Source organism: Clostridium sp. AN503 (genome assembly GCF_040719375.1).
GTDB lineage: Bacteria > Bacillota > Clostridia > Lachnospirales > Lachnospiraceae > Brotaphodocola.
In genome coordinates this window covers 3,120,344-3,135,512 of sequence record NZ_JBFDTP010000002.1, presented here as the reverse complement: position 1 = coordinate 3,135,512, position 15,169 = coordinate 3,120,344, and the positions used below count along the sequence as shown (strand labels likewise).

At 50.7% G+C, this 15,169-nt stretch carries 13 protein-coding genes; 12 read left to right on the top strand and 1 reads right to left on the bottom strand.

Features of this window, described 5'->3' with window-relative positions:
• The first annotated feature begins 11 nt into the window (after positions 1-11).
• The 8 genes from gltX to AB1I67_RS21910 all read left to right on the top strand — a co-directional run bounded on the left by gltX (position 12) and on the right by AB1I67_RS21910 (position 8,879).
• Positions 12-1,463, top strand: a complete 1,452-nt coding sequence (gltX, locus tag AB1I67_RS21945) for a glutamate--tRNA ligase (RefSeq protein WP_367032459.1) — start codon at positions 12-14, stop codon at positions 1,461-1,463.
• A 124-nt stretch (positions 1,464-1,587) separates the two neighbouring features.
• Entirely contained in the window at positions 1,588-2,703 is a 1,116-nt protein-coding gene (locus AB1I67_RS21940; protein WP_367032458.1) for an aldo/keto reductase, read from the top strand.
• A 52-nt stretch (positions 2,704-2,755) separates the two neighbouring features.
• A complete protein-coding gene (locus tag AB1I67_RS21935) occupies positions 2,756-4,612 on the top strand; it encodes an ATP-dependent helicase (protein ID WP_367032456.1) in 1,857 nt (618 codons plus the stop codon).
• On the top strand, positions 4,609-5,133 hold the full coding sequence (locus AB1I67_RS21930) for a cob(I)yrinic acid a,c-diamide adenosyltransferase (RefSeq protein WP_367032455.1): 525 nt from the start codon (positions 4,609-4,611) through the stop codon (positions 5,131-5,133). The genes AB1I67_RS21935 and AB1I67_RS21930 overlap by 4 nt, the downstream gene beginning before the upstream one ends.
• Positions 5,134-5,346: 213 nt before the next feature.
• Positions 5,347-5,676: a DUF1292 domain-containing protein gene (locus tag AB1I67_RS21925; RefSeq protein WP_367032454.1), complete on the top strand. Its 330-nt coding sequence runs from the start codon at positions 5,347-5,349 to the stop codon at positions 5,674-5,676.
• A gap of 648 nt (positions 5,677-6,324) precedes the next feature.
• The gene (locus tag AB1I67_RS21920) at positions 6,325-6,744 is read left to right on the top strand and encodes an HTH domain-containing protein (protein ID WP_367029304.1); all 420 of its coding nucleotides are present in this window, start codon (positions 6,325-6,327) and stop codon (positions 6,742-6,744) included.
• 11 nt (positions 6,745-6,755) lie between these two features.
• Positions 6,756-7,769 (top strand): IS3 family transposase, encoded by a 1,014-nt coding sequence (locus tag AB1I67_RS21915; RefSeq protein WP_367029303.1) that lies wholly within the window; start codon positions 6,756-6,758, stop codon positions 7,767-7,769.
• 255 nt (positions 7,770-8,024) lie between these two features.
• Positions 8,025-8,879: an Rpn family recombination-promoting nuclease/putative transposase gene (locus AB1I67_RS21910; RefSeq protein ID WP_367032453.1), complete on the top strand. Its 855-nt coding sequence runs from the start codon at positions 8,025-8,027 to the stop codon at positions 8,877-8,879.
• A 168-nt stretch (positions 8,880-9,047) separates the two neighbouring features.
• On the opposite strand, the gene AB1I67_RS21905 is transcribed toward AB1I67_RS21910, so the two are convergent.
• A complete protein-coding gene (locus tag AB1I67_RS21905) occupies positions 9,048-9,992 on the bottom strand; it encodes a polysaccharide deacetylase family protein (protein ID WP_367032452.1) in 945 nt (314 codons plus the stop codon).
• A gap of 351 nt (positions 9,993-10,343) precedes the next feature.
• On the opposite strand from AB1I67_RS21905, the gene AB1I67_RS21900 reads away from it, so the two are divergent.
• The 4 genes from AB1I67_RS21900 (at position 10,344) to treC (ending at position 15,102) form a co-directional block, all read left to right on the top strand.
• On the top strand, positions 10,344-10,868 hold the full coding sequence (locus AB1I67_RS21900; RefSeq protein ID WP_367032451.1) for a hypothetical protein: 525 nt from the start codon (positions 10,344-10,346) through the stop codon (positions 10,866-10,868).
• A 17-nt stretch (positions 10,869-10,885) separates the two neighbouring features.
• Positions 10,886-11,272 carry a hypothetical protein gene (locus AB1I67_RS21895; protein ID WP_367032450.1) on the top strand — a complete coding sequence of 129 codons (387 nt, stop codon included), beginning with the start codon at positions 10,886-10,888 and terminating at the stop codon, positions 11,270-11,272.
• Positions 11,273-11,443: 171 nt separating this feature from the next.
• Entirely contained in the window at positions 11,444-13,426 is a 1,983-nt protein-coding gene (gene treP, locus AB1I67_RS21890; protein ID WP_367032449.1) for a PTS system trehalose-specific EIIBC component, read from the top strand.
• 23 nt (positions 13,427-13,449) lie between these two features.
• The gene (treC, locus tag AB1I67_RS21885; protein ID WP_367032448.1) at positions 13,450-15,102 is read left to right on the top strand and encodes an alpha,alpha-phosphotrehalase; all 1,653 of its coding nucleotides are present in this window, start codon (positions 13,450-13,452) and stop codon (positions 15,100-15,102) included.
• Positions 15,103-15,169: the final 67 nt, after the last annotated feature.

Below are 15,169 nucleotides of genomic sequence, written 5' to 3'. Positions count from 1 at the left end.
AGATTTGAGATATGACCAGGATTAGGACAAGATATGCACCAAGTCCAACCGGACGGATGCATGTGGGGAATTTGAGGACAGCGCTGTATGCGTATCTGATCGCAAAGCATGAGGACGGGGATTTCCTGCTCCGTATTGAGGACACAGATCAGGAGCGGTATGTGGAAGGTGCGACAGAGATCATCTACCGCACCCTGGAGCAGACCGGGCTGATCCATGACGAGGGGCCGGATAAGGACGGCGGCTGCGGGCCTTATGTACAGAGTGAACGCCAGGCTTCGGGGATCTATTTGGAGTATGCAAAGAAGCTGGTGGAAAAGGGCGAGGCATACTACTGCTTCTGTACCCAGGAGCGTCTGGAATCATTGAAGACAACCGTAAACGGCGAAGAGATCATGACCTATGACAAGCACTGCCTGCATCTGTCAAAGGAGGAGGTGGCTGCAAACCTGGCTGCCGGTATGCCGTATGTGATCCGCCAGAACAATCCGACGGAAGGAACCACGACGTTCCATGATGAGATCTACGGGGACATCACCGTGGATAACTCAGAGCTTGACGATATGGTCCTCATCAAGTCCGACGGATATCCGACCTACAACTTTGCAAACGTGGTGGATGATCACCTGATGGGGATCACCCATGTGGTGCGGGGCAACGAATACCTGTCCTCCTCCCCCAAGTACAACCGTCTGTACGACGCCTTTGGCTGGGAGGTTCCGGTATATGTGCACTGTCCTCTGATCACGGATGAATTTCACAAGAAATTATCCAAGCGCAGCGGCCATTCTTCCTTCGAGGACCTGATCGAACAGGGCTTTGTGGCGGAGGCCGTGGTCAACTATGTGGCGCTGCTTGGCTGGTCCCCGGTGGACAACCAGGAGATATTCTCTTTGGAGGAGCTGGTGAAGGCGTTTGATTACCATAACATCAGCAAGTCCCCGGCTGTTTTTGACATCACAAAGCTGAAATGGATGAACGGCGAATATTTAAAGGCGATGGACTTTGACCGGTTCTATGAGATGGCAGAGCCGTATATCCGCCAGACCATCAAAAAGGATTTGGACTTAAAGAAGATCGCAGGCATGGTCAAGACCCGGATTGAGATATTCCCGGATATCGCGGAGCATATTGATTTCTTCGAGGAGCTGCCGGAGTACGATACCGCCATGTACGCCCACAAGAAGATGAAGACCAGTGCAGAGACTTCTCTGGAGGTGCTGACCGAAGTACTACCGCTTCTGGAGGCACAGCAGGATTACAGCAATGACGCACTGTACGAGGTGCTGGCAAAATACGTGGAGGAGAAGGGCTGCAAGACTGGTTTTGTCATGTGGCCGATCCGCACCGCTGTTTCAGGTAAGCAGATGACGCCTGCAGGCGCTACCGAGATCATGGAGGTGCTTGGCAGGGAAGAATCCCTGACACGTATCCGCAAAGGGATCGAAATGCTTGGAAAATAGATGAGAGAAAGCCCCTGCCATGGATGATGACGGGGCTTTCCTGATTTACAGGATACAGATCTGTGGGAGATTTTACGGGAAATGGAGACGGGCGTTTGAGTGCAGGGAAAGGAGCATACAGAGAATGGAAATGAAAAAGTTGGGATTTGGGACGATGAGGCTGCCGCTTGTGAATCCGGAGGACAAGGCGGATATCGATATCCGGCAGGTGTGCCGGATGGTGGACCTCTTCTTAGAGCGGGGATTCACTTATTTTGACACGGCGTATATGTATCATCTGTATGCCAGTGAGACCGCGGTGAGAAAGGCCCTTGTGGAGCGCCATCCGCGGGAGAGCTTTGTGCTGGCGGACAAGCTCCCCTTAAGCCATTTAAAGGAGAAAGAGGATATGGCGCGTATCTTTGACGAGCAGCTGGAGAAATGCGGCGTGGAATATTTTGATTACTATCTGCTGCACAATGTGTTCCAGGCCTCCTATGAGACGGCAAAGAGGCTGGATGCATTTGGCTTTGCCAGGGAAAAGCTGGAGGAAGGGAAGATACGGCATCTGGGATTTTCCTATCATGCGGATGCAGAGCTTTTGGAGGAGATCTTAAAAGCCCATCCGGAGGTGGAGTTTGTGCAGCTCCAGCTCAACTATCTTGACTGGGAAAGCCCGTACATACAGTCCAGGCGCTGCTATGAGGTCTGCCGCCGATACGGAAAAGACGTGATCGTCATGGAACCGGTGAAGGGCGGAACGCTGGCGGATGTGCCGGAGGCTGCAAAAGCGCTGTTTAAAGAGCGCAGGCCGGAGATGTCCCCGGCGTCCTGGGCCGTTAGGTTTGCTGCCGGCAAAGAGGGCGTGATCATGGTGCTGTCCGGTATGTCTGATGAAGCCCAGCTTTTAGACAACACATCCTATATGCAGGACTTTAAACCGCTTGATGAGACGGAAGAGCAGGTGATCCGGCAGGTGACGGATATCCTGAATTCCAGCATCGCAGTGGGCTGTACCGGGTGCCGGTACTGCGTGGAGGGCTGTCCGAAGCAGATTGCCATACCGGAGTATTTTTCCCTGTACAACCAGTACCGGCAGTTCGGTGATAAGTCCAACGCCAAAGGCTATTACCCCAATTATACGGCCCGGCACGGTGCGGCGGCTGACTGCATCGGCTGTAAGAAATGCGAGCACATCTGTCCGCAGCATCTGCCCATTGCTGCACTTATGGAGGATGTATCAGCGGTGTTTGACGCATAGCTGGTGGACGGAATCCGCCAGAGATCAGATAAGAAGGGAGACGGGCGCTTACATGGCATTTCACGAATCACAATTACAGGCGATCCGGCATTTTGAAGGGCCGATGATGGTTCTGGCGGGACCCGGTTCCGGCAAAACCACCGTCATCACCCACCGGGTGAAATTCCTGATTGATGAATACGGGGTGGACCCGGGCAGTATCCTGGTCATCACGTTCACGCGGGCTGCTGCAGAGGAAATGAAGCAGCGGTTCCAGCTTTTGATGGAGGGCCGCCGCCCGGCCGTCAGCTTCGGGACCTTTCATGCAGTATTTTTCAGTATTTTAAAACATGCTTACCGGTATGATGCATCCAACATTATCCGTGAGGAGCAGCGAGTCCGGATCATAAGAGAGCTGATCGATAAGTACCGCATTGAGGTGGAGGATGAGGCGGAGTTCACATCCTCCATCCTTTCTGAGATCAGCATGGTAAAGGGCGAGATGATGAACCTGGAGCATTATTATTCCAAGAACTGTTCGGAGGCTGTATTTAAGAAGCTGTATCAGGGCTATGAGGAAGCTCTGACCGGAAAAGGGCTTTTGGATTTTGACGATATGCTGGTGATGTGCTATGAGCTGTTTGTCCAGAGAAAGGATATCCTAAAGGCATGGCAGCAGAAGTACAGGTTTATCCTGATCGATGAATTTCAGGACATCAACCGGGTACAATATGAGATAGTGAAGATGCTTGCGCAGCCGGAGGACAATTTGTTTATTGTAGGTGACGACGACCAGTCTATCTACCGGTTCCGCGGCGCGAAGCCAGAGATCATGCTGGGCTTCACAAAGGATTATCCCCAGGCAAAGCAGACGCTTTTGGGGATAAACTACCGCTCCACATCCACAATTGTGGACGCCGCCGTCAATTTGATCCGCCACAATAAAACCCGGTATGAAAAGAAGCTCTGTGCGGACCGGGGAGCCGGGAAAACGGTAGCGACCACGGTCTGGGCGGACGCTCAGTCAGAAACGAAGGGGATCGTGGAAGAAATCCAGGATTATGTGAAGATGGGATTTTCCCTGTCTGATATTGCGGTGCTGTACCGCACCAACATGGAACCGCGGCTTCTGATGGAGCGGATGATGGAATATAATGTACCGTTCCAGATGAGAGACGCCCTGCCGAATCTCTACGAGCACTGGATCACGCAGGATATCCTTGCATACATCCGGATTGCCGGGGATGAGCTGGCGGCGCACCGTCAGGCAAAACGGGCGGACGTGCTGCGGATCATCAATCGGCCGAAACGGTACGTGAGCCGGGACGCTTTGGAGGGGCAGGTCATATCCTGGGATGCGGTCAAATCCTGGTATCAGGACAAGGACTGGATGGTAGAGCGGATCGAACAGCTGGAGTATGATTTAAAGATGATCGGCAGGATGGCTCCGGTGGCGGCGGTCAACTATATCCGCAAAGCTTCCGGATATGACGATTATCTCAGGGAATACGCCGATTACCGGAGAATGAAGCCGGAAGAGCTGCTTCAGGTAGCGGACCAGCTTCAGGAGAGCGCAGCGGGCTTTAAGACCTTTGACGCCTGGTTCCTCCACATGAAAGAGTACGGGGAACAGCTAAAACAACAGGCCCAGCGCCGGGGCGAGCAGGGGGTAGAGTGTGTTTCCTTAATGACCATGCACAGCGCCAAAGGGCTGGAATTCCCCATCGTCTATATCCTGGACGCCAATGAGCGTGTGACGCCCCATCACAAGGCGGTCCTGGATGCGGATTTAGAGGAGGAGCGGCGCATGTTTTACGTAGCCATGACCCGGGCGAAGGACCGGCTGCATGTGTGTTATACAAAGGAGCGCTACGGGAAACAGCAGGACCGGTCAAGATTTATTGACGAATATCTGGAGGGACGAAAATGAGAGGATGCATCCATATTTACTGCGGAGACGGCAAGGGGAAGACCTCGGCGGCAGTCGGGCTGGCAGTCCGGGCGGCAGGCAGAGGAAAGACCGTGCTGGTGGTACGTTTCTTAAAAACGGAGGATTCTGGGGAGGTCCCGGTACTGCGCCACATTCCGGGCATCATGGTGGTGCCCTGCGACAAAACCTTTGGCTTTGTATTCCGCATGACGCCGGAGGAGAAAGCCGAGGCCGCAGCTTACTTTGGGAAACGGTTTGACCGCGCCTGCCAGGAAGCGGTACAGGGCGGATATGATATACTGATCCTGGACGAGATCCTGGCGTCCTGCAACTACGGCATGGTCCCGGAAGACGAACTGGTAAAGTTTTTAGAAAACAAACCAGAACAGCTCGAAGTAGTGCTGACCGGAAGAGACCCGTCCAAACACCTGGCCGGTTTGGCTGATTACGTATCAGAGATCCAAATGAAAAAGCACCCATATACCGAAGGAATCCCAGCGCGGGAAGGAATTGAATATTAGATAAGGCTTTTAAGCAAATTCCGGATGTTTACATCCCCTTATGGTCGAAACCGGAACAAAAACCCATGCCGCCGGACTGCCGGGCCGGGACCGCCGCAAAATGCGGACCCCCCTGGCAATATTAGCCCTTGATTTTGCAGCAGTATTCTGATAAAGTGGAGTTGTGAAACAGATCGTGTCACAGACTAACAGAGAAAAGAAAGAGGTATCCATATGGCACAGAATCCGAATGAAGAACTGGAGATGGAGCAGGAGGAGATGACCGTTACCCTGACCCTGGATGACGGAAGTGAGCTGGAGTGTGTAGTACTTACCATTTTTGATGCAGGAGAGCGGGAGTATATCGCACTGCTTCCAGTGGAAGGCGAGGAGGCTGAGGAGGGCGAAGTATATCTGTACCGCTACTCTGAGGACAAAGAAGGCAATCCAAACCTGGATAATATCGAGGACGACGATGAGTATGAGATCGTAGCTGAGGCGTTTGATCAGCTGCTGGACGATCAGGAGTTTGATGAGCTGGTTGGAGAGGATGACGTGGAGTAAACACGGAGGGGGTTCGAGCCGTTCCCTGCGGGGGAGGTGGATGGGGGATAAGAAGACCCCCGGTGGCAGCGGAAAAAGTTTCTATGTCTTCCTGTTTACGACATGAAAAGACCGGAGCCATGTGGCTATCGGACAGCACGATGATACTGTGCAGTCCGCTTTCCACACGACTCCGGTCTTTTCATGTCTCCAAACGGAAGACATTTAGAAATCTTTTTCCGCCGCCACCGGGGGGCTTCTTATCTCGCTGAGTGCTCTGGAGGGAACGGCTGCGGCAGCCTGGGAGTCGCGGGAAGGACGGGCTGCGGCAGCCTGGGGGGCGTGGGGAGGATGGGCTGTGGGAGCCTGGGGGCGCGGGGAGGGATCTGTGGGGGATGCTGGGGAGTCAAAGGGAGATAGAGGATTATAATGTACCCATAAGTGTGGACACATTGGAAAGTGGGGGACCCTCTTTTTAGACAGACCGCCTTGTCAGCCCCTTAAATATGAACAGCCCCCTGCATTCCCGTCCCCTTATAATGCACACACTCTGCTGGTGTACCCGTTTTATTGGACTGCACCCCGGAACTTTAGCCTGGCCCCCGTTTTCTTTTGGCATATTCACTTTCCTTATGGTATTCTTAAATTAAGAACAACAGGAGGAATACCATGAGCAGAAAACCCTTTACCGAAGAAGAAATACTGTTGCTGCGACAAAACCCTTACACCTACAGCGTGACCCAGTTTCAATTGAACCTTACCAAAGAGTTCAAAGAGATCTTTTATTCAGAATACCAGAAAGGGGAACTTCCCCGGAAGATTCTGGAGGATCACGGCTATAACCCGGCCATCCTGGGGGAGCGCAGGATCTGGAGTATTTCCGGCCACATCCGGGAACAGTACAAGAAATACGGCTGTTTCTACGAAGGGAACTACACACATGGAAAGAGGCAGCCCCAGGAGCAGACGGGTGATAACCATGCATCTGAAAAAGAAGAACTGAAACAGCTTCGGCATGAGGTCGATTACCTGAAACAGGAAGTGGAGTTTTTAAAAAAAATTTCTGCAGTCAGAACTACCAGAAAGTAGGTGCACTGCTCATGAACGACTCTTCGTGTATTTTTGAGATTATTCAGCAGACCCTGGCACAGAACGGGAACACCCTCTCCGCCAAAGAACTCTGTTCGGCAGCCGGGGTTTCCAGGAGCGGCTATTATGCCTGGCTGAAAGCTGCCCCGGTCCGTGAGCAGAAGGAAGAGGAGGACCGCCGGGATTTCGAGCTGGTACTGTCCGCTTATAAGCAGCACGGTTATCCCAAAGGAGCCCGGGGCATCCATATGGCTCTGCTCCACAGTGACCCTCCGGTCATCATGAACCTGAAAAAGATCCGCAGGCTGATGGAAAAGTTCCGGCTGTCCTGCCCATACCGGGGCCCGAATCCCAATAAGAGACTCGCAAAAGCGCTCCGGACTGGAAGTGTTTCGGATAACCTGCTCCGCCGTGAGTTCGAAAGTTATGGGCCGAGGATGGTGTTGCTGACAGATATCACTTACCTGCCTTATGCCGGAAGGTTTGCTTATCTGTCTACGATCCTGGATGCTTTTACGAAACAGATACTCTCTTATGTGCTCAGCGAATCGCTGGAAGTGGACTTCGTACTGGAAACAGTGGAGAGGCTGATCGCAGACCATGGAATCTCCCTGCATGCCGAAACAATTATCCACAGCGACCAGGGCTGTCATTATACCAGCCGAAGCTTTATCAACATCCTTTATGACAGAAAACTGCGCCAGTCCATGTCCCGCAAGGGCTGCTGCTGGGACAATGCCCCGCAGGAAAGCTTCTTCGGGCATATGAAGGACCACATCAGGGGAAACCTGGCGGATTGTGCTGCGTTCATCGAAGTAAAGTGTGTGATAGATGACTATATGGAGTACTACAATAATGAGCGTTACCAATGGAAACTTGCAAAGTTAGCCCCAAACGAGTTTTATGACTTTTTCATCACTGGGAAGTATCCACTGGATATCCCCAACAGGCCGTCCTGTCCGGTGATTACAAAAAGGCCGGAGGAATTAGGAGGCAGAATACTTCAAAGTAACAAGATTACTTAAAACTATCATAGAATACCATAATAATAGAAAACAGGACATCTGAGAACAGGATGTAGGTAAAAGAGGAGGAAAAATAAACTGCCCCACTTTTAAAAATGTCCTTGACAAGGGGGACAGTTCAGATTGGGGGGATGGAAGGATGCTGGTTGGGGATCGGGGAGGGGGGATCGGGGAGATAAAGATGGGGCTGTTTTTTTGGATTTGGGGATGTTATAATAGAGTTATAGGATTCCTCTGCATGTGTGGGGGATATATATGGAACAGAAAAAGACGTTGCGTGATTTGACGCTGAAGAACAACTTTATGTTTGGCGCAGTGATGGCGGATGAGGAGAATTGCCGCCGGTTTTTGGAGCTTGCTCTGGGGGTTTCTATTGAGCGGGTGGAAGTGAGTAAAGAGCAGAGCCTGATTTACCGGCCTGAGTACCGGGGCGTTCGTTTGGATGTGTATGCCAGGGATGCGGAAAATACCCGCTATAATGTGGAGATGCAGGTGGCGAAGCATCTGTCTTTGCCGAAACGGGCAAGGTATTATCACAGTCAGATCGATATGGAGCTTTTAACGAAGGGAGAAGACTATTCGAAATTGCCATATACCTATGTGATTTTTATCTGTGATTTTGATCCGTTTGGAAAGGGGCGTTATTGCTATCATTTTGTAAATCGCTGCGAGGAAGATAAGGAACTTGCATTGGAGGAAGGAAACCATACGATATTTTTGAGCACTTGTGGCAGGAATGAACACGAGGTGCCTGAATCTATGGTAAAATTCTTAAAGTTTGTGCATGCAAATCTGGAAGAGAGCCAGCAGGATTTTGATGACGAATTTGTAAAGCGTCTTCAGGATTCCATTCAGCGTATCAGGCAGAGCCGCGAGATGGAGGAACGTTATATGTTGTTTGAAGAATTGCTGCGGGATGAACGTGCTGCCGGACAGGCGGAGGGAAAAGCTGAAGCAGTACTGCTGTTTCTTGAAGAACTGGGAGAAGTACCGGATTCAATCCGGGAGAAGATTCTTTTGGTTAAGGATTCTGCTGTTTTGGATGTTATGCTGAAGAGCGCTGCAAAAGCGGCGTCAGTAGAGCAGTTTATGAAAGATGTTCGATTATAATCAATAATCATATTCTTTGGAAGCTGCCGCCGGGGTGCGGCAGCTTCTGATCAGGAACATATCTATGTCATGTAGGACAGAATTTCAGAGAAAGCTTGCAGAGGAATTCTATATTGTGTTAGTGATAAAATTTTAAAGATAAGTGCAGCATGGAAATGGGTGAGGCAGTTAATTTTCTGCTGCGTCTGATATCTGGTTTCCGGCGGCATCCATGTGGTAGTTGGTTTCGTAGATCAGGTGGGATACGGGGACGATCTCGTAGCCTTTGGCCTGGATTCCCTGAATGATCTCTTCTAACGCGGATGGAGTGTAGGTAGCGGCCATGTGCATCAGGACGATGGAGCCGTTTCCAAGATTCTTATGGTTCAGTACGCGGTCTATGATGATCTGCCGGCCTTCGTTACGCCAGTCGATGGAGTCCACACTCCACTGGATTCCGTAGTAGCCGCAGTTTTTTACTGCGTCTACGGAGGCGTTGTTATAGTCTCCGTAAGGAAAACGGAAGAGACACATGTCTACACCGGTCAGGTCTTTTGCTGTCTGATGGGTTTCCTGGATCTGGGCGGCCATGTTCTCAGGGGAGAGTTTGGGGAAAGAGGGATGGTTGACGCTGTGGTTTCCAATCTCATGCCCGCGGGCAACGATGCTCTTTGCATCCTCCGGGTTTTGGCGCATCCAGTCGGCAGTGAGGAAAAATGTGGAGCTAATATTGTATTTTTCCAAAATATCCATAATGGCTTCGGCCTGCCCGCGGTCGGCGCCTGCGTCAAAGGACAGGGCTACCCACGGTATGTCGGTGCGGACGCGGAAGATGGGTTCCGCCTTATTGCCGGCATAGTTGTTGGACGTGGCATCTGGAATCAGACGGCGCTGTTGGGTGGAACTGGCGGCAGCCGGGGCAGATGTATTTTGACCGGGGGCTGTGTATTCATCCGGATGCCCCTGATCTTTGAGAGATGCCCCCTGAGTGATAGTCGGTGAGGATGTTTTTCGCATATCGAAGGAAGAAGCGTAGGCGGCAGGGCTGCAGGTGCCGGAAAATGTCAGTGTTAAAGTGAGAGCCAGCGCTCCTGCTGACAAGATGTTTTTATGGGGATGTTTTTTGAAAGACATGGCGGGTTTCCTTTCTATATCATAGATTATACATTCATACTAAGCTCGTATCTCGCTAAGTATTCATAGTATACCATGGTCACTAAATTCGAGCGACCCCTGCGGTACGCTCTCATTAAGTGTCCAGGTATGCATTCATACTAAGCTCGTGAAATACCTCGCTAAGTATTCATAGTATATCACATTACCATATTGTGGGGACAGGGGATAACTGAAAAAGTCGGAAAAATGAAAGAAAATCGACAGATTGTAGAGGCAAAAAAGCGTTGACAAACCGTAGTGCAAAAAGTATGATTGGGTTAGGAAGGACAGAGAATGTCTTGGATGAGATAGAAAAGGAGATTGATTTATATGAAGAAGAGAATTTTGGCGATTGTTGCAGCAACTCTGGCATTGAGCTTACTGCCGGCTACTGCGGCATTTGCGGAGACAGAAGCACACTGGGGACAGGTGGGTTCCAAGTGGTTCTATTATCTGGAGGACGGTACGGTAGCGAAGAATACCTGGATCACTTCTGTGGGCGGCACGTTCTGGGTGAACAATGACGGCACCATGGCTGCAAGCCAGTGGGTGTATTCTGACGATGCGTGGTATTATGTGGATGCAGAGGGGCTTGTTATGACGAACCAGATGCTGAAGCTGAACAACGATCTGTACTACCTGGATGAGACCGGCAGGATGGTAGTCAGCGACTGGCATCAGGACGAGGATGGTAAGTGGTACTACCTGGCTGAGGATGGCAAGGCAGTCAAGAATGGCTGGAAGCTGATCGGAGAGGATTACTATTATTTCTTAAAGAGCGGCGTGATGGCTGTGGATGCCCTGGTACCGGGCGGCGAGCGTGTAGGCGCTGACGGCAAATGGATTCAGAAGTAAAAAGGAGATGCATGAAGATGAAGAGAAGCAGACTGGCGGTTCTTCTGATGACCCTGGCCCTGTCTCTGTCTTCTGCGATGCCTGTGCTGGCAGAGACCGGCTGGGTCTACAACGGCAGTGCGTGGAACTATTACCATGCGGATGGACATATGGGGAAAACCCAGTGGATCAAGAATGGGGATTCCATGTTCTGGCTCAAGGAAGATGGTTCTATGGCAGCCAATGAGTGGCATCAGGATGGTGAGACCTGGTACTGGCTGGACGGCAGCGGAGTTGCGGCAACCGGCTGGGTGGAGATCGACGGCAAGTGGTATTATTTCTTTGAAGACCATCATATGGCCAGTGATGAGACCATCAACAGCCGCTATGTGGGAAAAGACGGAGCTTGGGACACCAGCAAATAAAACATTACCCGGGATTAAAAGTCCCGGGTAATGTTTTTTTGCTATATAAAGACCGAAAACATGTTTAAACAAATTTGTGAAAAAGAATATTGACATGTTCAAACAAGTATGATATAACATAATTAAGAAACATGTTTAAACAAGTTTGAAAACAGGTGGAGGGATCAAAGGATGGGAAGATATTCAGAAGACGCGAAACAACTGCTGCGTCTGGTGGGCGGAAGAGAGAACATTGCGGCAGTTTCACATTGCATGACAAGAATGCGTTTTGCTCTGGTGGATCCGGGAAAAGCGGATGTGGAAGCGATCGAAGGGATGAAGGTTGTAAAAGGGAGCTTTACACAGTCGGGGCAGTTTCAGGTGATTATCGGCAATACGGTGGCTGATTTTTACAATGATTTTGTAAAAGCGGCGGGGATTGAAGGCGTATCCAAAGACGCGGTAAAAGATGCGGCAAAGAAAAACCAGAATGTGCTGCAGCGGGTGGTCACAGCACTGGCAGAGATCTTCGCGCCGTTGATCCCGGCGATCATCACAGGCGGTTTGATCCTTGGTTTTAGAAACTGTATTGACAGTTTGTATTTGTTTGAAAATGGCACGAAGACCTTATGTGACATCAGCCAGTTCTGGACGGGCATCGACAGCTTCTTGTGGCTGATCGGCGAGGCGGTATTCCATATGCTTCCGGTTGGTATCTGCTGGTCTGTGACAAAGAAGATGGGGACGACACAGATGCTTGGCATCGTTCTCGGACTGACACTGGTATCCGGCCAGCTGCTGAATGCCTATGCGGTTGCGGGAACGGTGGCAGCAGATATCCCGAAGTGGAATTTTGGAGGCTTCCAGGTAAATATGATCGGATATCAGGGACAGGTTATTCCCGCGATCTTAGCAGCATTTACCCTGGTGTATCTGGAAAAATTCTTCCGGAAGATAACGCCGCAGGTGATCTCCATGATTGTGGTTCCGTTCTTCAGTTTGTTATTGTCAGTGATGGCTGCACATTTTGTATTGGGACCGATTGGCTGGAAGATTGGGGCAGCGATCTCAGCGGTGGTATTTGCAGGAATTACCGGACCCTTTAAGGTCGTATTTGGCGCTGTCTTTGGTGTTGTTTATGCTCCGCTTGTCATTACAGGGCTTCATCATATGTCAAACGCGATCGATCTGCAGCTGATAGCGGATTATGGCGGAACCATGCTGTGGCCGATGATCGCACTTTCTAATATTGCACAGGGGTCCGCAGTCCTTGGAATGATCTGGCTGCAAAAAAGAGAACCGGAAGCTCAGGAAGTCAATATCCCGGCATGCATCTCCTGTTATCTGGGTGTTACGGAACCGGCAATATTTGGTGTGAACTTAAAGAGAGGGTTCCCGTTTGTCTGTGGAATGATTGGTTCCGGCATCGCGGCGGTTGTCTGTGTGGCGACCAATACCACTGCCAATGCCATTGGCGTGGGAGGCCTTCCAGGCATCCTGTCGATTCAGCCTCAGTTTATGGCTCCCTTTGCAGTCTGTATGGCGATTGCATTTGCAGTTCCGTTCTTATTGACGGCGGTTGTGGGAAAGAAGCGCCTTCCTGCGGGCAAAGTAAAAGAGACCACAGAGCTTGCAGAAATTGCCGCCGGGACCGGTGTAAGCGCGGCAGCCGGAATCGTGGCTTCTGCAATGGGTGATAAAAAAACAGATGAAGAGACATCGGGAAAATTGACTGCATTTTTAACTGGAAGAGCGATCCCGTTGGCAGAAGTCGGGGACGGGGTGTTCTCTGCTGGAGTTTTGGGCGACGGTATGGCGATCCTTCCGGAAAGCGAGACACTGTATGCGCCGGCAGACGCAGAGGTTGCGGCTTTGATGCCAGATTCACGCCATGCCTGTGGACTAAAGCTGGAAAACGGCATGGAGGTTCTGTTACATATCGGAATTGACACGGTGAGCATGAATGGAGATGGATTTGAATATCTGGTGCAGGAAGGCCAGAAGGTCAGCGCAGGGACGCCGCTCATTCATTTTGACCGGGAAAAGATCAGGGCAGCAGGCCATCCGGATGTTACGGTATGTATTATCAGCAATGTGGGAACTGCGCAGGATATCCAGTTCCATACCGGAATGCATGCAGAAGAAAAAGAAACCGCAGTGGTAACGTTCAAATAGAGGGATGCACAGGGAGGCGCAAAATGGCAGATTTCAGTAATAAAGTAGTTTATCAGATATATCCCAAATCTTTTCGGGATACCAACGGGGATGGTTTTGGAGACATCCCCGGAGTGATCGAAAAATTAGATTACCTGCAGGAATTAGGCGTGGACTATCTGTGGTTGACCCCATTTTTTCCATCCCCTCAGCATGATAATGGGTATGATGTGGCAGATTATCGTGCGGTGGATTTAAAGTTTGGGACGATGGAAGATCTGGAGGAGCTGATCAGGCAGGGAGAAAAAAGAGGGATCGGCCTGATGCTTGACATGGTATTCAATCATACCTCCACAGAACATATATGGTTTCAGAAGGCCCTGGCAGGGGATGAAAAATATCAGAAGTATTATATTTTCAAAGATGGCGCGCCGGATCACGCGCCGACAAACTGGCAGTCAAAGTTTGGCGGCCCGGCATGGGAATATGTGCCTGGATTAAAAAAATGGTATCTCCGGCTGTACGATGTGACCCAGGCAGATCTAAACTGGGATAACCCGGAGGTACGGGAGGAATTAAAAGAGATCCTGCGGTTCTGGAAAAAGAAAGGCATCAAGGCGTTTCGCTTCGATGTGATCAACCTGGTCTCCAAGCCGGAACTGATGGAGGACGATTTCTTGGGCGACGGGCGGAGATTTTACAGCGACGGCCCCCATATCCATGAGTATCTGAAGGAGCTGGTGAGAGATGCGGGGATTGAGGATTTCGTGACGGTGGGCGAGATGTCCTCTACCTCAGTGGAACATTGTATCCGGTATTCTGCGCCAAAGGAAAAAGAGCTTTCCATGTGTTTCAATTTCCATCATCTGAAGGTGGATTATAAGGATGGGGATAAATGGGCGCTTATGCCGGCTGATTATAAGAAATTAAAGGAACTCTTTGTGGAATGGCAGATTAAGATGCAGAAAGGAGATGGGTGGAACGCGCTGTTTTGGTGCAACCATGACCAGCCTCGCATTGTGAGCCGCTTGGGAGATGAAAATACTTATTGGAAAGAGTCGGCGAAAATGCTGGCAGGCATGATCCATTTTATGCGCGGAACTCCGTATATCTACCAGGGAGAAGAGATCGGTATGCTGAATGCCCATTTCCCTTCCATAGAACATTACCGGGACGTGGAGAGCCTGAATTATTATCAGATTCTGCTGGAGGGAGGAAAGACGGAGAAAGAGGCCCTGGAAACCCTGGCAGCCAGATCCAGGGACAACAGCAGGACGCCCATGCAGTGGAATGGGCAGCAGTACGGCGGGTTTTCAGAGGAGGAACCGTGGCTCCCCATGTCTGCGGAATTTAGAAAAGAGATCACGGTCGAAGCCCAGCAACACGACGGGGATTCCATTCTCGCCTTTTATAAAACGCTGATTGCCATGAGAAAAATGTATCCGGTGATCGCAAAAGGGGATATCTCTTTTTGGGAGACCGGGACGGATATGACGCTGGCCTACCAAAGAACATTTGGAAAGCAGCAGATCGCGGTGCTCTGCAATTTGGACGGAAAGCAGCAGACAGTCAGAATCTCCGGAGCGTGGAGTGGATATCAGGTATTGCTGGAAAACTATGCAGGCCGGAAGGCGGCCCCTCAGGAAGAACTGTATACGATGGAACCATATGAGTTTATGGTCCTTGGAACCGTGTAAAGGACAGGCGGGATGGAATATGGAGAATAATATAAAATTGGTTGCTTGTTGTAGCCAGTGGAAATCA